At 68.9% G+C, this 18,970-nt stretch carries 23 protein-coding genes; all 23 read right to left on the bottom strand.

What is annotated here, in order from left to right; translation table 11 throughout:
* Positions 1-39 precede the first annotated feature (39 nt).
* The 23 genes from ACIBI9_RS04245 to ACIBI9_RS04135 all read right to left on the bottom strand — a co-directional run bounded on the left by ACIBI9_RS04245 (position 40) and on the right by ACIBI9_RS04135 (position 18,741).
* On the bottom strand, positions 40-567 hold the full coding sequence (locus ACIBI9_RS04245) for a hypothetical protein (protein ID WP_397220452.1): 528 nt from the start codon (positions 565-567) through the stop codon (positions 40-42).
* A gap of 14 nt (positions 568-581) precedes the next feature.
* A complete protein-coding gene (locus ACIBI9_RS04240) occupies positions 582-2,393 on the bottom strand; it encodes a hypothetical protein (RefSeq protein WP_397220451.1) in 1,812 nt (603 codons plus the stop codon).
* A 26-nt stretch (positions 2,394-2,419) separates the two neighbouring features.
* Entirely contained in the window at positions 2,420-5,944 is a 3,525-nt protein-coding gene (locus ACIBI9_RS04235) for a hypothetical protein (protein ID WP_397220450.1), read from the bottom strand.
* Positions 5,931-6,065, bottom strand: a complete 135-nt coding sequence (locus ACIBI9_RS04230; RefSeq protein WP_397220449.1) for a hypothetical protein — start codon at positions 6,063-6,065, stop codon at positions 5,931-5,933. The genes ACIBI9_RS04235 and ACIBI9_RS04230 overlap by 14 nt, the downstream gene beginning before the upstream one ends.
* A 173-nt stretch (positions 6,066-6,238) precedes the next feature.
* The gene (locus ACIBI9_RS04225; protein WP_397220448.1) at positions 6,239-6,745 is read right to left on the bottom strand and encodes a hypothetical protein; all 507 of its coding nucleotides are present in this window, start codon (positions 6,743-6,745) and stop codon (positions 6,239-6,241) included.
* Positions 6,742-7,227: a hypothetical protein gene (locus ACIBI9_RS04220; RefSeq protein WP_397220447.1), complete on the bottom strand. Its 486-nt coding sequence runs from the start codon at positions 7,225-7,227 to the stop codon at positions 6,742-6,744. Before ACIBI9_RS04220 ends, ACIBI9_RS04225 begins: the two co-directional genes overlap by 4 nt.
* Positions 7,228-7,548, bottom strand: coding sequence for a hypothetical protein (locus ACIBI9_RS04215; RefSeq protein WP_397220446.1), 321 nt, complete (start codon positions 7,546-7,548; stop codon positions 7,228-7,230).
* 9 nt (positions 7,549-7,557) lie between these two features.
* Entirely contained in the window at positions 7,558-8,061 is a 504-nt protein-coding gene (locus ACIBI9_RS04210) for a hypothetical protein (RefSeq protein WP_397220445.1), read from the bottom strand.
* A gap of 17 nt (positions 8,062-8,078) precedes the next feature.
* Positions 8,079-8,510: an HK97 gp10 family phage protein gene (locus ACIBI9_RS04205; protein ID WP_397220444.1), complete on the bottom strand. Its 432-nt coding sequence runs from the start codon at positions 8,508-8,510 to the stop codon at positions 8,079-8,081.
* Positions 8,510-8,971: a hypothetical protein gene (locus ACIBI9_RS04200; protein WP_397220443.1), complete on the bottom strand. Its 462-nt coding sequence runs from the start codon at positions 8,969-8,971 to the stop codon at positions 8,510-8,512. Before ACIBI9_RS04200 ends, ACIBI9_RS04205 begins: the two co-directional genes overlap by 1 nt.
* Before the next feature lie 77 nt (positions 8,972-9,048).
* Positions 9,049-9,891 (bottom strand): hypothetical protein, encoded by an 843-nt coding sequence (locus ACIBI9_RS04195; RefSeq protein ID WP_397220442.1) that lies wholly within the window; start codon positions 9,889-9,891, stop codon positions 9,049-9,051.
* A complete protein-coding gene (locus ACIBI9_RS04190; protein ID WP_397220441.1) occupies positions 9,888-11,441 on the bottom strand; it encodes a hypothetical protein in 1,554 nt (517 codons plus the stop codon). Before ACIBI9_RS04190 ends, ACIBI9_RS04195 begins: the two co-directional genes overlap by 4 nt.
* Position 11,442: 1 nt before the next feature.
* Positions 11,443-11,742, bottom strand: coding sequence for a hypothetical protein (locus ACIBI9_RS04185; RefSeq protein WP_397220440.1), 300 nt, complete (start codon positions 11,740-11,742; stop codon positions 11,443-11,445).
* The gene (locus ACIBI9_RS04180) at positions 11,742-12,395 is read right to left on the bottom strand and encodes a hypothetical protein (RefSeq protein ID WP_397220439.1); all 654 of its coding nucleotides are present in this window, start codon (positions 12,393-12,395) and stop codon (positions 11,742-11,744) included. Before ACIBI9_RS04180 ends, ACIBI9_RS04185 begins: the two co-directional genes overlap by 1 nt.
* Positions 12,382-12,561: a hypothetical protein gene (locus ACIBI9_RS04175; protein WP_397220438.1), complete on the bottom strand. Its 180-nt coding sequence runs from the start codon at positions 12,559-12,561 to the stop codon at positions 12,382-12,384. Before ACIBI9_RS04175 ends, ACIBI9_RS04180 begins: the two co-directional genes overlap by 14 nt.
* Before the next feature lie 65 nt (positions 12,562-12,626).
* Positions 12,627-12,902 carry a hypothetical protein gene (locus ACIBI9_RS04170; RefSeq protein ID WP_397220437.1) on the bottom strand — a complete coding sequence of 92 codons (276 nt, stop codon included), beginning with the start codon at positions 12,900-12,902 and terminating at the stop codon, positions 12,627-12,629.
* A complete protein-coding gene (locus ACIBI9_RS04165) occupies positions 12,899-13,117 on the bottom strand; it encodes a hypothetical protein (RefSeq protein WP_397220436.1) in 219 nt (72 codons plus the stop codon). The genes ACIBI9_RS04170 and ACIBI9_RS04165 overlap by 4 nt, the downstream gene beginning before the upstream one ends.
* A 56-nt stretch (positions 13,118-13,173) precedes the next feature.
* Positions 13,174-14,619, bottom strand: a complete 1,446-nt coding sequence (locus ACIBI9_RS04160; protein ID WP_397220435.1) for a phage major capsid protein — start codon at positions 14,617-14,619, stop codon at positions 13,174-13,176.
* Complete coding sequence (locus tag ACIBI9_RS04155; protein WP_397220434.1) at positions 14,616-15,386, bottom strand: HK97 family phage prohead protease; 771 nt, start codon at positions 15,384-15,386, stop codon at positions 14,616-14,618. Before ACIBI9_RS04155 ends, ACIBI9_RS04160 begins: the two co-directional genes overlap by 4 nt.
* On the bottom strand, positions 15,383-16,774 hold the full coding sequence (locus ACIBI9_RS04150; RefSeq protein WP_397220433.1) for a phage portal protein: 1,392 nt from the start codon (positions 16,772-16,774) through the stop codon (positions 15,383-15,385). The genes ACIBI9_RS04155 and ACIBI9_RS04150 overlap by 4 nt, the downstream gene beginning before the upstream one ends.
* Positions 16,771-16,953, bottom strand: coding sequence for a hypothetical protein (locus tag ACIBI9_RS04145; protein ID WP_397220432.1), 183 nt, complete (start codon positions 16,951-16,953; stop codon positions 16,771-16,773). Before ACIBI9_RS04145 ends, ACIBI9_RS04150 begins: the two co-directional genes overlap by 4 nt.
* Entirely contained in the window at positions 16,950-18,488 is a 1,539-nt protein-coding gene (locus ACIBI9_RS04140) for a hypothetical protein (protein ID WP_397220431.1), read from the bottom strand. Before ACIBI9_RS04140 ends, ACIBI9_RS04145 begins: the two co-directional genes overlap by 4 nt.
* A complete protein-coding gene (locus tag ACIBI9_RS04135; protein ID WP_397220430.1) occupies positions 18,472-18,741 on the bottom strand; it encodes a hypothetical protein in 270 nt (89 codons plus the stop codon). Before ACIBI9_RS04135 ends, ACIBI9_RS04140 begins: the two co-directional genes overlap by 17 nt.
* Positions 18,742-18,970 lie beyond the last annotated feature (229 nt).

Genomic DNA, 18,970 nt, shown 5'->3' with positions numbered 1-18,970 from the left:
CTGGGCGCCCTTGGGGTGCCGATGTGGACGCGGGGACCACTAGCTGATCTTGGTGATGCGCAGCCAGGATCCGGCTCTCATGACTGTTGCGTCACCGGCGTTCAGGGTCTGTTGCGCAAAACGCATGCGTATATTTCCCGCCGTTCCCGCCACTCGCAACAACCCATAAGGGCGCGCCATAAGTCTGAAAGGATTTCCGGCTCCACCGCTCGATATACCAACACATTGCGCAAATTCGTTGATGAGACGCGCATCCAACGATATTTGAGGAGTGCCTTGCGCATCATAGAGAGGAGCGTTGCCGGAATTCCACCACATTGTTGCACTCGTAGGGAACGACCAGCCATAGACCATGCCTACAGATTGAGCTGCGGAATACACCAACATTCCGTCAAGCACATAATCAGTGTTCGCAGCAACCGCCAGGACCAGATGGTCATCATCCTGCACTGTGGCGTTTGTGACCGACTCATCGGAAGGCTTGACGATGTAGTTGTGCTGCGGAAGCTTCATCAGGTCGGCGGCCGACAGGATCTCACCGGAGGCCCAGTTCTTAAAGCCCGGCATGATCCTCCTTCCGTCTAGAAGCCGAGAGCATTCTCATTCAGCCTCCCGAGGATAGAATTGTTGAGCACCAAGAAGCTGCCGTACTTCGTCGCGGACTGCAGGGTCCACGTCGTAATCCACCTCGCCCCATCCGTGACATGACTGATGCCGCGAATGAAAACATCACGCTGAATCGGAGCGCCGCCGCCCGACGGCTGCCGAATGATACGGATCCGGTCACCGATCTCCCGAGCGAGAACGATCGGGAAAAGCGTGTCTGGATCCGCATGCGCATGGATTTCGATGGAGTCGAACCTGACTTCCGGTTCCTTGCTGACGTACAGAATCCACGACGCGTAACCCGCCGTCGCCGTATCGTCCTGCAGAAGCAGGCCCGACGCCTGATAGGTCTTGATGAGGAACTCCGCCTGGCTGGTCGCGTCCCCCGCCACCTGCTCGACGCCACCTTCACGTTGAGCTCTGATTTCGTTGTAGAACGTCGCATCGTCGGTGACGAGCTTCGCCTGCGCAGGGGTGAAGGTGCCGCCCGTCCCGAAGGTCGCCTGCACCGAGTTCGACCTGGAGTCCAGGATGACGGCCTGGCGATTGCGAAAGACGACCCTGCCGCTCGCGTCGATGTACAGCTCGCCGATCTCCGACTCCGCGACGGCCTGCAGCTCGGCGAGCGCCTCGCCCTCGAGGGTCGTTTCCTGGAGCGTGCTGTTGCCGGTCGCGATGACGCGATCAGCAGTCGGCCAGCCCGCCGAGTCTAGGATGCGGGTAACGCGCGCCCCGGCGTTCTCGCCCGCGCCCACCGGGGCCACCGGCGGCCTCTTGCGGTTCCTCAAGACCTTGAAGCCATCGCTGGCCGTTACCGTCGCCTCGGAGTAGACGTCGGCCACGTGATCGACGTCCCACTGATCGACGAAACCCCTGAAGACGTCGTACGTGACGGCGTTGTAGGTGGCCCGGATCCTGATGGGCTTCATCGGGGCGACCTTGCTCCGGACGCCGGTGCCGTGCGGGCCGTCCACGTTCGTCGGGTCGAAGCGCCGGTTCGTGTTATTGACGTGGACCGTTGCTGTACCCGCGTCGTACCGGATCACCGGGCTGATCACCCGGTCCGAGCCGCGCTTGGTCGAGATCCCCCGCTTGCCCGCCAGAGTGACGTCCGTCCACGTCCCCAGCACGGGCCCGATCCTGCTGTCGGCGACGGCGAGGTTGTCCAGGTACCACCAGCCGCCCGCGTCGCGCTGTAGCTGCCACTCGACACCGGACGGCTTGCCACCGGGCCAGGCCAGCGTGCCGGAGATGGCGTACTCGGTAGCGATGGAGCTGTTCGGGTCGTCGAACCTCCAGATCTCCGCCGTGCCGTTGCCGGCGGAGTCGATCGTGTAGCGCAGCTCGATCCGGACCCATTGGCCGGTCGGGATGGGCGTGTTGAGCTGGGCCGCCACGCTCGTGGCGAACCCGAGATACACGCGCACCGTCCGGTTCGAGAACATCCACAGGGCGCTGATGATGCCGCCCGGCCCGTTCAGCACGAACACCTTCTGCGAGCCCGACGTCGCCGACACCAGGTAGAGGTACATGCGGGCGCAGAAGACGTTCCCGGCCTGGCTGACACCTGTCCAGTCCATGTGCGTGTCTGCGCCGACCGTCGGGTTGAACGCGCTGAGACCGCCGCCGAAGGCCTGAGCGTTGGAGAACTGCGGCGACCCCAGGATGTTGTCGAACGCGTTCCCGCTGGTCCCGCCGCTGTTCCCGGTCGTGATCGTGGACCCGTTGGTGCCGCCGGTGAAGGAGTTCGTCTTCGCATTGCCCGAGGGCGCCGTGTTGTCGAACATCACCTCGACGGAGATGGTGGGCAGACTCACTGGCGCCAGCCGTTCCCCGAGCGTCGCTCGAACTCCTGGATCGACCGGACAACGCGCGCCCCGATCTCGGGCGCGCTGTCCAGTCCACCGTGCACCGTGATGTTGTAGATCGGCGCCGACGGACGGTACGCGCCGCCGTTCCCCGCTGACACAGGCGACCGGGACAAAGGCATTGTCCGGTAGAACCTGCCGCCGAAGCGCTCCGCTACCTGGGACAAGATCTCTTCAGACCGGGACCGCTTCGACATCGCGAGGGGGATGTAGGCCTCTCCGCCTGTCTCTGGCTCCGCCCACATGCGAACGGCCCCGGCGCCGGCGATCTGGGCAACATGGTTCTCGACACCACCCGCGAACGAGACAATGCCGCCGTCGGCGTAATGTTGGGAGATCTGCGCCGAGTACCTGAGCAGCCAGGCGTTCATGGTCGCGTCCGCCTCGGCGGTGTCCACGGTGATCTTCACCTGGCGGTCAGCGCCGACGCCCATGCTGATGTCCAGCCCGATCCGCTTGGCGGCTTCGATCACCGACGTGCGCCCGCCGTCCATACCCTCCCTGACCTTGTCCGCCACCTCTTGACCGCGCTGCTTGGCGATCTCCCGGAGGACGGGGCCGGCGTCCGCGAGGTTGCGCGCAAATGTCTCGCCGGCCTCCTTGCCGCTCCGGCCGTGGAGGTCGATGAACTTCCGGAGTTCCGCGTCCGACATGGACGCCGCGGTGGCCACGATCCCCGCAGCGCCCGGCCCCAGGTCGGCCAGCTCCGCGAGCATCTCGTCAGGCACTCGGCCGGCCAGCGAGACGAGGTTGTTGGCCCACTGCTCTTGGTCCTTGACCTGCTTCTCCAGCTCGGCGAGCAGTTCGGCGCTGGTGAGCTTGGCGTCGCCGCGGAGCTTGGCCCAGGACTCCATGACGGAGTCGTTGGCGGAGCGGGTATCGCGCGCAACCTCTTGCCGAGTGTCGCGGAGCGCCTTCTCCGCATCCGTGATGTCCCGGGCAGCATCCCGAACAGCGCGGGCAGCCTCCGCCTGGGCCTCTGACACCTGCCGTGAGGCGTCCTTGGCCACCTGCGCAGCATCCTGCTGAGCCTTGGCCACGTCCTTCTGGGCGTCCTGAACCGCCTTGGCGGCATCGGCGCGCGCCCGGCTCAGCTCAGCCTCTGCGTCGGCCAGCTGCCGTGAGGCGTCCTCCTGCTGCCGAGCCGCCTCCGCGTGCGCGTCCGCCAGCGCCCGCTCAGCGTCGGCAACCTGGCGGGCGGACTCCTCCCGCTGCCGCGCCGCGGCGTCCGCGGCTTCGGCTTCGGCCCGGCGAGCGTCCTCGATTCGGCCGATCGCGTCCACGACCTCGGTTGAGCCGTCGATGCCGCGCCGCTGCGCGTCGGCCAGGTCGTCGCGCAACTCCTGGTTGCGGCGCCGAACCTCCTCCAGCCGCTGCAAGGCCTGCCTGTACGCCAGGTCGGCCTCGCGCCGGTCCAGCTCGGTCGCCTCGGGGTCGGCGTTGATCTCGTCCAGGCGCTGCCGGGCCCGGTCGATAGCGAGCTGGGCGCCCTCCTCATCGAGGGCGGCGCCGGACTCCGCGGCGATCAGGTCCTCAAGCCGCTCCTGTGCCCGCTCCCGGGCGGCGGTGAGGTCCTCAACCGCTTCCTCGGTACGGCGGTGGGCATCCTGGACGCGCCGCTCAGCATCCACCTGCCGGGCCGCCGCATCCTGCTGGGCATCGGCCAGGGCCCGCTCCGCGTCAGCGATCCGCCGACCCGACTCCTCAGCGACTTCCGCCGCGCGCTCCCGCGCGTCCTCCACGCGCCGCTGGGCATCCGCGACCCGGCGGGCGCCTTCCTCTTCTGCGGCGGTGACTGCGGCCTGGGCGGCACGCACCCGCTCCTGGGCGGCCTCGACCGCCTCCGCCGCCTGCCGGTGGGCGTCCTTGACGCGCTGCTTGGCCGCCTTGATCCGCTCCGCGCTCTGCTCTTGTGTGTCTGCCAGCTCCCGCTCCGCCCGAGCGATCCGCTCGGCGCCCTGGCGCTGTACCTCCGCCGCCCGTGCCTGAGCCTGCGCCAGCGACTCCTGACCGGAAGCCCGTTGCTGGGCGGAGGACATCAGACTGCCCAACTTTGCGAACTCCGCGTACGCCCCGGCCCACGCTTCCCGCATCTTCTGGGAAGCCTCGTCAGCGCTGGCCCCGATCACCTCCATACCCTGGGCGGCATCCCGGGCGCCCTGGCCCAGGTCGAGACTGGTTCGCCCGGCCTTGTCCGCCTCGCCGATGAAGGCGCCCAGGGCGCCGGCGGCGGGGTTGGTCACGGCGATGAGGGATTTGATCGCGGTGGCATTCTCCTGAGCCCATCGGACGAACCGGGCCAGCGCCGTCGTAGCGTCAGCGGCCCACTTGGCGATCTTGGCCAGGTTGACCGCGAAGTCCGCCAGAAGCTGGGGGTCCTTCTCCACGGCGGCGGTGATTTCGTTGATCGCCGCGGCGAGATGCTGCATGATCTCGGGCATTTTCGGGCCCAGCTTCGTGAGCACCGCGGAGAACGCCCGCTCAACGCCGTCGATGGTCGGTGTCAGCTCCTCCAAGGAGGCGCCCGCGTCGTCGACGAAGTCCTCAAATTCGGGGGCGAGCTCGGCAAGGTTGCGGCGGACCACGGGCGACAGCTTGACCAGCTCACGCTCCGCTACCTGGGAAATCTTGATCCAGACGGCCTCGAAGGGCACGCCCATCGCGGTGGCCTCGCGTTTGGCGGCTTCCTTCAGCTGGCCGATCGCGTCCTGCGCGGCCTCCGAGCCGTGCGCCGCGGCCAAGCCCAGGCCGGCCAGCGCGCCGCCCAGCCCGACCGCGATGGCCGATGTCGCCAGCGCAGCCGCGCCCGGGAGTGCGCCGAGCCCGGCCGCTACCGCCGCTGCAGTGAGCGGGCCAGACGAGCGGACCGCGGCGAGCGCGGTCTGGATCATGCCGATCGCGGCCGCCGCTGCGCCGCCATCCACATCGACCTTGATGTTGATGCGGCGGTCGAGGTCGCGGGCCTCCCGCTCCACCTTGTCCAGGTCGCGGACGGCGCGGTCGATGTTGGCGTCGACGACGACCTCGGGATGGAGGGCAGCCAGCGCGATCAGCTGGCGCCTGATCGCCTCTGCCTCGTTTGCGGCCTCGCGGGCATCGACGTCGATCCCGATGCGCATGTCGGACAGCGACTTGAGACGCGTCGTGAGGGCCGCGACCTCCCGCTCAGCATCGGAAGAGTCCGCGTCAAGCTCGATGGTCGGCAGGCGCCGCGTGGCGTCCTCCAGTAGCCTGCGCGTCTTGATCGCGGTACGGCCGATGTCGTCGAGCTTGTCGCCGAACCGGCCAGCCTGAGCACCGGCCTGGGCGAGCGTCGTGCCCTGCTGCTTGGCCTGCTTCTCCAGCTGCTCCAGCTCGCGGCTGAAAGACTTGCTGGCGTCCTCTGCCTTCTTCAGACCCTTGGCGGCGTCCGTGGTGCCGCGGTCGTCCCACTTCGACTTCAAGGCGATGATCAAGTCACGCGTCGGCATGCTCGGCCACCCCCTCGTTGCGGATCATCACGATGTGGACCCCGCGGCCGTCCTCGGCCGTCACCGTCTCCTCGGCCTGCTCTCGCACCTCGCAGCCGCGGCACCTGCGCTTCTCCGCCACGTACGCCCACCGGTGGCCCCCGCGCGACTCATCCCACTCATCCGGCCGCGTCCCACACGTCTTGCACTCCTGGCGCTTCCAGATCCAGTGCCAGATCGCCTTGTCCCGGTCGTCGTCGTCCCAGGACAGGAAGACACTGTGCGGAATCCCATAGGCGGCGCAGACCTCCAGCTCTAGCCAGAGGGTTCGATCTGCGCCCAGCCTTTTGGGAGCGACTCGTCCGGAGTCCTCGCGTTCACCCGGATCGCCGTATTGCAGAGCTGGAGCTGCTCCGGGCCCGACAGCACGTGCTTGAAGATGTGCTCCCAGTCCGCCTCCGACCGGCCGGACTCGTCACACGCCAGCAGGCACGCCTTCGGGAACGTCTCGTTGTTCCAGATACCGTCATCGGTGTCCGGCCTCGGCTTGTGCTTGCCGATCAGCGCCTCGAAGTCGTCGGCTGGCAGGGCGCGCAGCGGGATGAACTCGTAGCAGTCCCGCACCCTCTTCTCGGCGCGCTTCAGGGCGGCCTTGGCCCTCCGAAGGGCAGCTTCATCCGCAACGTCGCCCTGCGTCCGCAACAAGGCCAGAGCGAACTGCGCCTGCTCAACCTCGCGCCGCGCCTCCGTATCGTCGTCGATCCGGATCGGATGCTCGGCGAACAGGCGCTGGCGGTTGAGCAGGCGGTCAGCCTTCGTCATGCCGGGATGGTCACGTTCTCGCTGGGCTCGGAGGTGACGGCGTACTGGATCGTCAGCCTCGCGGCCTCCGCGCCCATGCTGCGCACCTTGCCCACCGACAGGACCCGGACGGGGAAGACGTCCATCTTGCGGCCGGCCACGTCGCCGCCGTCCAACCAGACGATGAACCCGGCCGTGTCACGCGGCATCAGAGTGCGCACGTCAACGCCGGTGTCGCTCGCGTAGAACGTGATCGCGCTCTCGTCTGCCGAGGTCAGGCCGGGGATGTTGCTGACGAACCTGGAGTTCAGGTCCGGCGTGTCGATCTTCTGACCGGAGACCATCCAGCCCGAGATGTCCGCCACGTCCTTGGACAGGTCCGAGCCGGCGTTCAGCTCCAGCCGCGTGGGCGCGTTGATGTTCGCGATCGAGACGATCCACGAGACCTTCGTGATGCCGGGCCGAAAGAAACGGCTGGCCGGAGTGATCGGCGTAGCGGGCATTTACTGCTCCCCCCTGGTCGTGCGCCGAACCCGCGAGCCGGTTTCGGGCAAAGAAGAAGCCCCGGAGGTGTCCTCCGGGGCTTGGTCGGTCTGGCCGCTCTCTGGCGGCGAGCCGGGCGGGTCGGGCATCGCCGCCTCGACCGCCCGACGGGCCTCCTCGGGCTCCCAGCCGCCGTCGATCAGCGCCTGGATAACTGCGGGCCTGGTGTCCGGGGTAGCGGTCAGTTCCCAGCCCGCCCGCTGGTGCTCCTGCAGCGCGCTGGCGGGCACCTCGACCTTGCGGTCATCGAGGCGCGGGTGAGAGATCCACACGGTGTCCATCAGGCCCCCTTATGCCGAGGCACCGACGATGACCACGTCGGCTGTGACCGACGTGCCAGCGCCGGAGTTGACCAGGTTGATCAGGTCGGCAGAGCTGGGCGTGATAACAGTCCCCGCCGCAGACGGATCGAACGAAAAGAACAGGCCGCCAGGCTTGACTGGGATCCCGTCGCCCTTGGCGATGAACAGCAGCGGGCCGTTGGTGCCGTCCGAGATCACGTTGACGTTGTTCGTGTTACCAGAGGCCGCCGCGACGACAACCAGCTTGATCCGGGCGAACGTGAGCGTGCCCCCAAGCGGGCCGGCCAGTGTGCCGGCGAGGTCGACGGCCTGCGTGCCCGAGGGCGCGATCGTGACCGTGTCCGACCAGATCATGTCCGCCTGGCCTGCGCCCGTGCCTTGAGCCAGCACCAGCTGGCGGGCGACGGACAGTGCAGCCGTCGGCGTGGTCAGGTCGAGCGGAGATGTCAGCTCCGCGTCGAGCTCGAAGAAGCTTTGCAGCCGGAAGGCCATCTATCAGTCCCCCTTGATCATCGGAAGCCTTGCTCCCGTGCCACCTGGTCCACGACCCCGGCCGCCTTCGCGAGCACGTTGTCCGCCGCCGCCCGCACCGCCGGTTCGAGGTAAGGCCGCGTCGACTCGGCCACCTCGCGGTCCCGGTGGCCGAACACGGGATGCACGAAGTCGCTCGCGCCCGTGATCCCCTCGTAGGCGCGTCCGTGCGGCGCCACCGATCTGCGCACCCGGATCAACACGCCCGGATCCCGGCTGAACCGCACGCTCATCGAGATCGCGCGCGGGATCCGCGTAGACCAGGACGCCCGACCCCGAGCGTCCTGCACAACCGGCTCAGCGGCCGCCCGCAGCGCAGGCCGCAGCTTCTGCCGCAGATCCTTCGGGATCCCGTCGAGCTGCTTGGCGAGCTGGCGGATCGCCTGCGACGGGTCAGACGGCTCAGCCATCACGCCACCGCGAACGCGTCAATGTGCACCTGGAAGCGCACCGTGCAGACCGGGCCGTTGTGGGTCTGGTCGCCGGTCACGTCCAGCGTGCTGAGCCGTGCCATCATGACCGTCCCGCCGAGGCGGCTGTCGCGCGCCAGCTCGTCGCGGAGCCCGGCCAGCAGCTCGAAGGCGCGGTTCCGCACTGTCTGGGCGTCCGGCTGGCCATCGCGGTGAGCGTCGCCCCGCCACGCGCTCGCCATGCACATGACGTCGTAGCGCTCCATGTCCGGTTCCAGGTCGAGCTGCTCGCGGGCGAGAGTGCTCTGCACGTCTGGCTGGCTCTCGCTGCCGCTGTAGCCGATGGCGATCACGTCGTCGCGGACCTCGACTGTCGGCCCGCCGTCGAGGACCTGGACGTCCGGCCAGGCGCGCTTAGCGAGCGTCACGAGCGCGTCGAGCGCCGCGGGGATGGTGGACAAGGGGCGAGTCCTCCCAGGTCGTTGGGTGTTAGGTGGAACCTCACGCTGAAATGGCGGTCGCCGCTGCGTGGTGCCTGTCAGCCGACGAGCGGCTCGTCGCGCTCCTGGTTCTTCTTGAGCCCCAGGAGCTCCATCACTCGGTAGGGCATCGCGAACGGCCGGGCCGCCGCCGCGATGGCGTCCGAGTCGCCGAGCATCGGCCGGCCGCCGGCGTTGTTGTGCTGGGAGCCCTGCCACAGGTGCTTGATCAGGTCCAGCCCGGCCAAGCGGAAGTTCTGCGGCAACGGCGAGCGACCGACGCGGTAGGTGATCCGCACGTCGCCGCACCAGGCAGGCACCAGCAGCACGCCCTCGGAGTTCTTCAGCGTCCACCCGTCCGTACCCGCCAGCGGGTCGGCCTGGGGCACGACCTCGCCGCCGGGCAGCCGTACCACGCTCACGATCGAGATGACCGGGCGCTCCGACAGGACCACGACGCCCCGGCGAGCCGACAGGTCGGCCACCACGGTGAGCGGGGACACATGCCCCATCCGGTCCTCGATCATCTGACAGCCAGCGCCGATGAACCAGCGCAGCGCCTCATCGTCCTCCGACACCGCCGGGTCCTTCTTGAGATGGTGCTTGGTGTCGGCGAGCGAGATGAAGGGGGCGCCCTCGGCGGGTTCGACGTCGATCACGTCGGCGAACGCGCAGGCGTTGGCGCCGGTAGCGAGCCAGCGGACCCGGTGGATCCCGGCCTGCACCGTCGGATAGTCGTAGTCGTAGACGCCGGTCGACGTTGGCGAGATCGGGCCCTGGGTGACCGTACTGCCGTCCGGCAAGCTGATCGTCAGCGAGACCGAGCCCGCGTTGGCCAGGGCTCCAGCAGGGTCTGTGATCGTGATGGACAGGGGCACCGAGTCGCCAAGATCCCAGCTCATGCGCCCTCCATTTCCGCTGTACGCCGCGAGTGCATCGCCATCGAGGAACCGGCCCGGTCGCGCTTCAGTGCCATCGAGGCAGGCCGCTCGCGGATGAACATGACCCCGGCGCTCTGCTCGGGTTCAGAGGTGTGGGCCGCGCTCACCGCGGCGTACGATCGGCCTCCGGTCGGCGCCAGCTTGCGCGCGCCGGCCAGGCCCGTGGCGGCCAGGACGCCGCGGCCGCTTGAGGCGACTGTCTTCCGGGCATGGGCGCCTCCAGCGGCCCCCATCTCGGATAGTGCGAGCACCGCCGCCACGCGCCGGGCCGCCGAGCTCGAGGACGCCGCCGCCCACGATCGGCTGGAGGCCGGCACCACCTTCCGAGCCGTCACCGAGCCGACGAAGGCCGCGCTGCACGCGCCGGTCACCAGGCGCGTCAGTACCTGCGACCGGTACGACCAGGCGGCGGCGTAGGCAGTGCCGCCCCGTGGGGCTACCTTGCGCGTCCCGCCCACCGCAGCGACAGCGGCCGTGCCCCTGCCCGAGGTGAGGGTCACCTTGCGAGCTCCGGTGGTCGTGGTGGCCGCGGCCGGTGTCAGGCTGGCGACCAGAGTGAGCTTGCGCGTGGTCGAGCTCGTGGCCGCCGCCAGGCAGGCCCGGCCGACCGAGGACGCTGTCTTCCGCGTGGTCGCGGAGGATGTCGCCGCTGAGAGCGCGCCGCCCACCGCCGCGGCGGACTTCCGCGCTGTCGCACTGCTTACCGTCGCCACGCTGGCCCTGGCGGTCACGACAGCGACCTTGCGCACCATCCCGGCAACTGCGGGCGCCAGGCAAGCACGGCCCGATTCGGGAGCGACCTTGCGGGCCACCGCGAGCCCAACGGCCGCCGCCGGCGCCAGCCCGGTCGCGGACACCGCGCCGCCACCGCTCGCTCCCGCGATGACGATCGAGGCCGATGCGTACTGCGATGCCGCGCTAATCGTCGCGGTGCGGCTGCCTGTCGCGCCTGAGGCGGCCAGGACCTGCCGGGCGGTGCCGAGCCTGCTGAACGGGCCAACGGGGTCGGCGACCTGGAGCAGGTTCGTCATGCCGCCGGGGGCGGCTGTGAAGGTCGGGCCGCCGTGCGGGGCGCCGGTCTGCCAGAAGCACAACAGCAGGTCATCCGCGCCGATAGCCGTGGCGGACGGCGCTACCGGGCTGGTGGTCTGGGTCGCCGATGCGCTCGCCGTCGCGTCGTCGACCGTGATCCAGTCGCGGATCACGTACACGAAAAGGTAAACCTCTTCGGAGGAGACCGGGCTGATCGTGACCGTCTGCGCGCCGCCGGAGGTGACGCTCCGGGTGTAGATGCGCAGGTGGGCGGTGTTGACGCCCGCATCGCCGTAGGCCTTCGGCGTCCAGGTTCCTGCGGTCCCGGTCGGGGCGGCCATGTTGGCGCCGTCGAAGTAGTTGTTGCCGAACGCGGCGACCAGCAGATCCCCGACCTGGGTCCCGGCGGCCGTGGAGACGGACGCGTTCGCACCGCTCTGCGAGTCCTGCAGTACTTCGACTACGTTCGGGGTGGCCACACTAGTAGAGCCCTGTCCCGATCAGGCGCTTGGCGAAGACGCGGTAGTCGTGCGGCAACGTATTGGCCGCGGCGCTGCCGTTGAAGATCCCGGCCAGGTCGGCCAGGTCAGCGAACGCGCTCTTGAGGTCCGCGGCCTCCGCCGTGGCGAACCCGTAGGTCGTCTCCAGGTCGTTGGCCGAAACCGTGTCGAGCCACGCCTTGAACTCCAGCACGTCGCTGAGCACGGCGAATACCGACCTGGCCACGGTCCCCGACGTTGCGTTGATCTCCGCCTTGGTGATCTGTAGTCCCGCCGCCATCAGATCCCCGTCCCGTCGAGTACCAGGGCGCCGACGGCGACCGTGAGCTGCCCCTGCGAGGCGAAAACCTCGGGGATCACCTTCTGGAAGAACCCTTCACCGCCGGCCACAGCGGTGATGTCCACCGGGGATCCGCCCGAGGTCGTGGACACCTTGAACGAGTTGCTCGTCGAGTTGACGACGAAGTACACGGTGCCCTCAGTGAGTCCGGTGGGCAGCGTCTCGGAGAAGACGTTGAAGAGCTGGACGCGGTCGCCGTCGGAAAGGCCGTGCGCGACGCTGAAGAGGGCGTCGTTGGCAACCGTCGTGTCGACGGAGAAGAACCCCTTCACGCTGCCGTTGATCGGGGCATAGCCCAAGAAGTTGTTGGTGTTGCCGGAGCTCGCGTTGAAGAACAGCAGGAACGCGTACGTCCCGCTGGCCACGTCGAACGTGAGCGCGCCCGTGTTCGACTTCTGGCCGCTGGCCGCGGCACCCCACGTGACCGCCTGGCGGGCGTAGGCCGGGCTGCCGCCGGTCGCCTCGGTGCCGGCGTAGTTGGCGCCGGTGCCGGGGTCGGTCAGGTTGCCGACGCCGACGTGGGTGATCGCGCCGCTGACCGACTCGTCCAGCCCGTCGAGCATCTTGTTCTTGCCGAGGTCATTGAACGGCACTGCTGGCCTCCTCTTTCATCCTGCGGTCCTCGACCAGCTCGACCAGCAGCGAACAATCCGCGTAGCCGACGACGCGGTAGACCACCTGATCGGCGATCGTGATGAGGTTCCCGTGCACCCGCAGCAGGTGCGAGCACGATTCGGCGAACAGTTCCAAGCTGATCATCGCCTCAGGGTCCGCTCGATCGACGCGGACACCGCCGGGGAAGCTGGTTAGCTGGATGTGGCCGATCACGTGTTCGCGCAGACCACGTAGAGATCGGCAGCTCGATCGCCCGAGCTGATGCCCTCGAAGGTGAAAACCCAGTCGTCCCCGTCGGGATAGCTGCCGTGCAGACGTGGCGTGGCGAGCCCAATGACGTAGCTCACCTGGTATCCGCCTGCGACAGGCCTTTTCCCGGCTGGGCACGACACCCGAAACGTCTGAAGTCCCAGCGACCCGTTGTCCTGCACAACGGTGACCTGGCTGCTGAGAACTTGGTAGCCGAGATCGATGCAGAGGCTCACTTTGTGATCACCTTCTTGGCGGTGGCCCCGCTCTGAGTCCTGCGCTTGGCCGGCACGGGTGACGGATCGGATCCGGCTGGCCTCGGCTCGGCGGTCACGAAGTACTGCGGCGCAGCCTCGACCGCCGGGTCGTCGTCGGCCAGCTCGTCGCCGGCCGCGATGGTGCGCCACCCATCCGCGGTGGGCAGGTGGAACGTCTGCGCGGCGCGTTGCACGTCCGCCTCCTCTTGGTGGGCGAGGCGGGAGCCGCGAGGCTCCCGCCTCTGGATGGCTACGGCAGGTTGATGCGAAGGACGCGGAAGGCGTTCGGCACCAGCACGTTCGCGCCGACCCTCCAAAACGCGTACCAGCCGACCTCGCCGGTCGGACGCTGGTTCGCGCCCTTCACCAGCGGCTCATAGGCGACCGTCATTCCCACCCTGTCGACGATCAGGTAGTTGCTGAAGTCGCCGACCAGGACGATGTCGTTGTTGCCGGTGGTGTTCCAGGTGGAGTCCATGGCGCTGGACTCGTAGACCGGGCGGCCCAGCAGCGTCGGCGGCCGGTCCATACCCAGGTCGGCCCAGAACGCGTGGCTCGGGCCGGAGCCGGTGGCGAACTGGCGCGTCAGGCTCCAGATCGACTCATTGGCGACCCAGGAGGCGCGCGACCGCCACCGGGTGGGAACCGCGTCCTTGACCGCGTACACGTCGGCGACGTCGTAGGTGTTGCCGCCCGCGACCACGGAACCGCCGACGGCCGCCGTGGCGGTGACCGCACCGAACGGCCGGCCGGAGCCGGTGCCGACTGCGAACGCATCGGCCTCCAGGTTGTCCTTGGCGTCGTTGAGCAGCATGCCAACCTGAGAGGCGATGTTGGTGTCCATCGTCGCCTCGAACGAGGCCTGCAGATAGGCGTCAGCCGCGTGGATGTGCACGCTGGGCTGGGCGAAGGTCGGGCTGTTGTCGGCGGCGACCTGGGTGCCCTCCGTGTGCCACTGGGCCGTCACGCCCGCCGAGGACACGCCGTGCCACTCATTCGTGGTGATCGTCTCCACGCGAGAGATCTGCCGGAACGGGTTCGACGAACCCGCGTTCGACAAGATGATCGTCGGGTCAAGGTGGAACGGCACGAGAAACGCTCCCGCCGCGCCGGTGCCCTCGTTGATCGCCCGTCGGTGCTCGTCGGCGAAGCGCAGCGCCCGCTGCTCCTCCTCATCGAGCTGCCACGGCTGGACGCCGGCCAGCACTGCCTCGAACGCCCTCTGATAGGCGGGCGAGCCGGTGAGCAGCATGTGGCGGGCAATGCGACCGTGCCGGTCACCGCGCTCCAGCAGCCAGGCGGCGCGCTCACGACCGGCGTCGTCGAGCTCGGCCGGGGCCTGCTCGATCGCCGCCAGGGCGCGAGAGCGCAGGTCACCGGCCGGGACAGCGTTGGACCGCACCTGGTCCAGGCCGTCGTATGGGTCGTTGCGAACGATCAGCCCCGGCGTCCGGTTGCCGCCGCCCGGCTCCAGGCCGCGGCCCCCGCGCGCGGCCGTGGCGGCGGTGGTCCGGACGCGCTCGATGGTCGCCGCGCGGCGGGCCAGCGGCTCGCGCTCGGTCTCCAGCTCGGCGTACTCGGTCTCCAGCTCGTCGAAGCGCGCGGCGTGCGTCTCGTCGAGGTCGCCGTCGGCGAGCGCGAGCAGTTCGGCGCGAATGGCCTCCAGCCGCTCGTCAATCTCGGTCAGTCTGTTCACAGGAGGATTCCCCTCTTCATCAGGCGGGCCCGCGCACGAGCGCGGGTCATAGCCGGACCGGAGCGGTGGCCCTCCTCGGGCTCCGACTCCTCCGTGACGGCCCCCTCCGCGGGGGTGTCGGTGTCGCCTCCGGCCCCGGGCGGGGTGGTGAGCGAAAGCATGCGGGCCAGCTCGGCGCGCTCGTCAGTGCTGAGCTGGGCGAACTCCTCGGCGAGCGAGCGCACTCCGAGGATGGCTGCGGGCTCGTACGCCGGCATGGGGGTGGGGCCGTACTCGCGCAGCGCGATCTCGCTACGGACCACGGTCACGAGCTCACCGCCCCGGCCGGCCCGGTACGGCGCGCGGCCGGGCTTGGACGGCTTGCTCTGGATCATCCGGCCAGAGAAGGACTGCGCGGTGATGTCGCCATTGCGGATCGCCTCGAGCACCTCATCGGCGAGCGGAGTCCGGTTGTACCGGGTGACGGTCAGCAGGCCCTTGGCGTCGGCGCGGATCTCCAGCGGCGTGCCGAGCGGCACACTGGCGCGCTCAGACGGGGTTCCGTGCAGGGTTGCGGCGTGGTTGTAGAACACGCCGAAGCGCAGGCCTCGCTCGGTCAGCGTCTTGTCGAACGCGCTCGCCGCGATCTCCTCCAGGTAGTGGCCATCGCGGTCGTGGATCTCCGCCGGAGTGTCGAACACCGCGGCGTACGCGGTCACCGTGCGGCCATCGCCGCCAGGCGCGATCGCGATGTCATCGAGCGGGAAGGCCCGGGTGAAAAGCGTCATTCCGTGCCCTCCTCGGGCTGCTCGTCGTCGCCCTGCTCGCTGTCGTCGGGCTCCGGCTCGTCGTCGGCCGGGGAATCGACGGCCGCGGCTGGGGCGGCATCGGGGCGCATCTTGTCGGGCGGCAACAACTGCACGCTGAAGAGACCCGAGTGCTCCAGCAGGCTCAGATCGTCCGCCTCTACCGCGGCGACCACGCTGGCCGCTGTGAACCCGGCGTCGGTCAGCTGGCGGATGGTGGATGCCTTTTTCGCCTGGATGTTCGCGATGTCGGCCAGGTCCTCGCGCAGGAACGCCACATCACGGTCGTTCCACCACAGTTCCGCGCCGTCGGGGACGTCGACCAGGTGCGAGAGCGCGCCGGCGGCCCGCCGCCAGAGCGGACGCATGGTGACGTCGGCGAAGCGCCTGCGACTGGAGGCGTAGTTGCCCGCGTTCAGCGAGCTGCCGGCCAGGCCCTCGGAGAAGCCGACAATGACCGGCGGCACGCCGGCGGCAGCGGCCAGCCGGGATTCGCCGATCGCCTGGACGGCCTTGTAATCAAGATCCTTGAGCGAGTGGCTCAGCATCTTCGCGTCCGCGCCGCCGCCCAGGTACATGGTCCGGTACGCCGATCCGGTGCCGCCGTGGGCCGCCTCGAACTTCGCGATGAAGCGATCGAACATGTCGGGCTTCACCGTGGCGTCCAAGGACACGACCACGCGCGGGGTGGCCCCGTTGTGGAAGAAGTTGCGCTTGTGCTCGGTGGCCGCGCTGTCGGCTTCGACCTCGCCCAGCAGCGGCGTGATCCAGCTCAGCCCACGAAACTGAAACTCGGGATCCGGGATCGGCGCGAAGCACGCGACCTCACCCGGAAGCAGGACCTCGCCCTGCTCGCTGCCGGGCGCCCGGGGCGAGTAGATGTAGCCGAGCAGCTCGCCGTCCAGGGCGTCGCCGTACAGGTCGGGCTCTTCCTCGGACCCGGTCACGATGGTGACCCAGTCCGGCCGGAGCCGCTTCAGTGTCCCGTTCGGTCGCCGGGCGACGAACGAGGTGCCCGCCAGGTCGGCATCCTGGATCATCCGCGACAGCAGGTCCTGCATCGTGGCGCCGGGCCACGGCCGCTCCAAGATGGACAGGTCGCCGTCGGCCGACAGCTCGCCGGGGCCGGCGGCATGCAGCTGGCGGAAGCACAGGCGGGCCTCGCTGAACACCGCCTGCCGGATGAACATGAGCGCCGCGACGGCGCCGTTGCGCTTGAGCACGCGCTGCGCGATCGCGAGGAACTCGGCGGGCGCGGGCTTCTCCAGCCCGTTCACCGGCCGCGACATGCCGAAGTAGCCGAACGAGTCCGGCAGGGCCAGCGGACTGTCCAGAGAGCGCCGACGGCGCATGCGCGTCAGCAAGTTCACGGCGCCTCCCCGTCCTCATCGCCCTCGACATCGGCCAGCAGGAGGAAGGAGGCCACGGCCGCGGCCCCGGCGGCGATGAGGCCGTAACCAGCGCCGAACTCGATCCAGACCCCGGCCACGATGGCGAGGCAGCCGGCCACGTACCCGAACAGGGCTCGCGCCAGCGGAGAGAGCTTCACCTGAAGGCCACCAGCGGTTCCATCGGCTCCTCTTCCTCGAGATGACCCTTGGTGCTGAAGCCCCAGGCGGCGAAGGTCGCAGCCACGAGCGGGCAGATATCCACCGACGCGACCTTCGAGTCCCACGCCTTCGCGTCCCGTCCGATCGAACGTGTGACGGCGCCGGCCACAGCGGTGTCGAGCGCCGGGTGAGGCAGCACCCGGATCGTGGGGGCGCCCTCCTCGGGCATCACGGCGTCGACGAACTGGCCGTACGCGTGGCCCACCTCGGTAGAGGTGGGCTTCGTGATCTCCAGCGCGCCTATCCCGCCGCCTGGCCTCTCGAACTCCACGAGCTCGAGGTCCGCGATCAGCGATCCAGCCGGGGAGCCAGCGTCGACCACCCACGCGCACGGAGACCAGCGTTCCTGAAGGTCCTTCGCCCGCTCCGGCACCCACTGCGTACCCGCCCGGTAGTCGATCACCTCGACATGTAGCAGCCCGTCAGCGCGTCGCCCTGCCGTCGCGATCGCGGCGTACGACCTGTCCGGCGCGACGTGGATGGCGAACGCCACCTTGCCCTCTGCGTCGCTGGACTCGTCGGCCACCGCCCGCCAGCGCTCCTCCGGGATGACCTCCCAGGCCGCGCCCTCATCCACCGGCCAGTCGCCAACGGACAGCCGTTCCCGGTCGAAGCCCTTCGCCGACATCGACGTGAACTCGCGCCGCACGTGATCCACCGAGATCCGGATCCCGAGACTGGGGTTCGCCTTCGCCCAGCTCGCTGGGTCCGCCCGGTCATCGTGCGCGGTGCACGTGATCGTCCCAGCCTCGTCGCGAGCACACTCGGCGGTGTGCGGGTCGATGCTCCATTCCAGGTACGTCAGCGACGGATCCCCGCCGGCGATGCCACGCCGGCGCACTGCGGCCAGCTGCTCGCACGGGGCCAGTCGCTTGTCCGCGGCCGACGATCCGTACCACGCCTGCGGGTTCGGCCGGGCCGACATCGTCGGCATCTGCGCATCGATCGCCGAGGCCGGGAGGTTGAACGCCTCATCCCAGATGTTGCAGTCGCCCGAGAAGCCGCGGCCCGACCCAGTCGAGCGGGCGATCACCCGCAGGCGCTGGCCCGTCGTCAGCTCGATGCCCTCGTCGCCGTGCGCTGTGACTACCTTGCGCACCCGGCGCCGGAACTCGTCCTTGCCGTCGATCAGGAAACGGATCCGCCGGAAGAACTCCTGGCTGGTCTTGAACTCGTGACAGCTGTAGAGGATCAGCTCCTCATCGAAGAGGAACAGGCCGGCCAGAACGCGAGCCTCGAATACCGCACCCTTGCCGTTCTGCCGGGCGACCACCAGGCCCGTCTCGAACGACGTCCACGCGCCGTTCTTCTGCTCGCCCAGGCCGTCTTCGAGCACCAGGCGCTGCCACGGATCGAGGATCAGCCCAGCCTGCTCGGCGAGCTCCGCCACGTCGGCGCCGGACGACCGATATGACTCCGGCACCCACCTGATCCGCGGCGTCTGGACGCCGACCAGCTCAGGCGCGTCGAGCACGGCGAGCCCTCAGATCGTCGATCCCATCCGACGACGGCTGACCGGCCGCCACCCGCTCCAGCTCTGCCAGCGTGGCGCGCAACTCCTTGTGCAGCATCGCCGCCGCCGTCGGCCGGACGCCGTCCACGCCGAGCCGGACAGCGATGTCCAGCGCCGCCATCGCCAGCGTGCCCTTCTCATCCAGCCCCAGCCGCTTCAAATCCCCGCGGACCGACGCGACCAGATCCACACGAGGCGCGCGCCCAGTGGTCATCTCTACCTCCAGGTATGCGGAAGCCCCGGCCACCTGGAGGAGCCGGGGCTTCCTACCCGCACGTGATCAGCGACGGGCGACTACAGAACGAACATCACAACTGGTGACAATGTGCGGCAACCGAAAGTAACCAGCGATTTGGTTACAGAACGTGACAAGTAACAGAGCGTAAGTTTTTTAGCCAGGGGGAGAAAAGGACCATCTGGCGCGGATCTGCCACCCGTGATCA

This window comes from Nonomuraea sp. NPDC050451, from assembly GCF_044458585.1.
Note: the sequence above shows the minus strand (reverse complement) of the source record. Positions and strands in the feature narration are given on the sequence as shown.

Bases quoted from the DNA above. Each gene is read 5' to 3' on its own strand.
- ACIBI9_RS04245 (WP_397220452.1), bottom strand. From the start codon at position 567: ATGCCGGGCTTTAAGAACTGGGCCTCCGGTGAGATCCTGTCGGCCGCC.
- ACIBI9_RS04205 (WP_397220444.1), bottom strand. From the start codon at position 8,510: ATGGCTGAGCCGTCTGACCCGTCGCAGGCGATCCGCCAGCTCGCCAAG.
- ACIBI9_RS04175 (WP_397220438.1), bottom strand. From the start codon at position 12,561: ATGATCAGCTTGGAACTGTTCGCCGAATCGTGCTCGCACCTGCTGCGG.
- ACIBI9_RS04235 (WP_397220450.1), bottom strand. From the start codon at position 5,944: ATGCCGACGCGTGACTTGATCATCGCCTTGAAGTCGAAGTGGGACGAC.
- ACIBI9_RS04220 (WP_397220447.1), bottom strand. From the start codon at position 7,227: ATGCCCGCTACGCCGATCACTCCGGCCAGCCGTTTCTTTCGGCCCGGC.
- ACIBI9_RS04210 (WP_397220445.1), bottom strand. From the start codon at position 8,061: ATGGCCTTCCGGCTGCAAAGCTTCTTCGAGCTCGACGCGGAGCTGACA.
- ACIBI9_RS04155 (WP_397220434.1), bottom strand. From the start codon at position 15,386: ATGACGCTTTTCACCCGGGCCTTCCCGCTCGATGACATCGCGATCGCG.
- ACIBI9_RS04225 (WP_397220448.1), bottom strand. From the start codon at position 6,745: ATGACGAAGGCTGACCGCCTGCTCAACCGCCAGCGCCTGTTCGCCGAG.
- ACIBI9_RS04240 (WP_397220451.1), bottom strand. From the start codon at position 2,393: ATGTTCGACAACACGGCGCCCTCGGGCAATGCGAAGACGAACTCCTTC.
- ACIBI9_RS04215 (WP_397220446.1), bottom strand. From the start codon at position 7,548: ATGGACACCGTGTGGATCTCTCACCCGCGCCTCGATGACCGCAAGGTC.
- ACIBI9_RS04185 (WP_397220440.1), bottom strand. From the start codon at position 11,742: ATGGCGGCGGGACTACAGATCACCAAGGCGGAGATCAACGCAACGTCG.
- ACIBI9_RS04195 (WP_397220442.1), bottom strand. From the start codon at position 9,891: ATGAGCTGGGATCTTGGCGACTCGGTGCCCCTGTCCATCACGATCACA.
- ACIBI9_RS04135 (WP_397220430.1), bottom strand. From the start codon at position 18,741: ATGACCACTGGGCGCGCGCCTCGTGTGGATCTGGTCGCGTCGGTCCGC.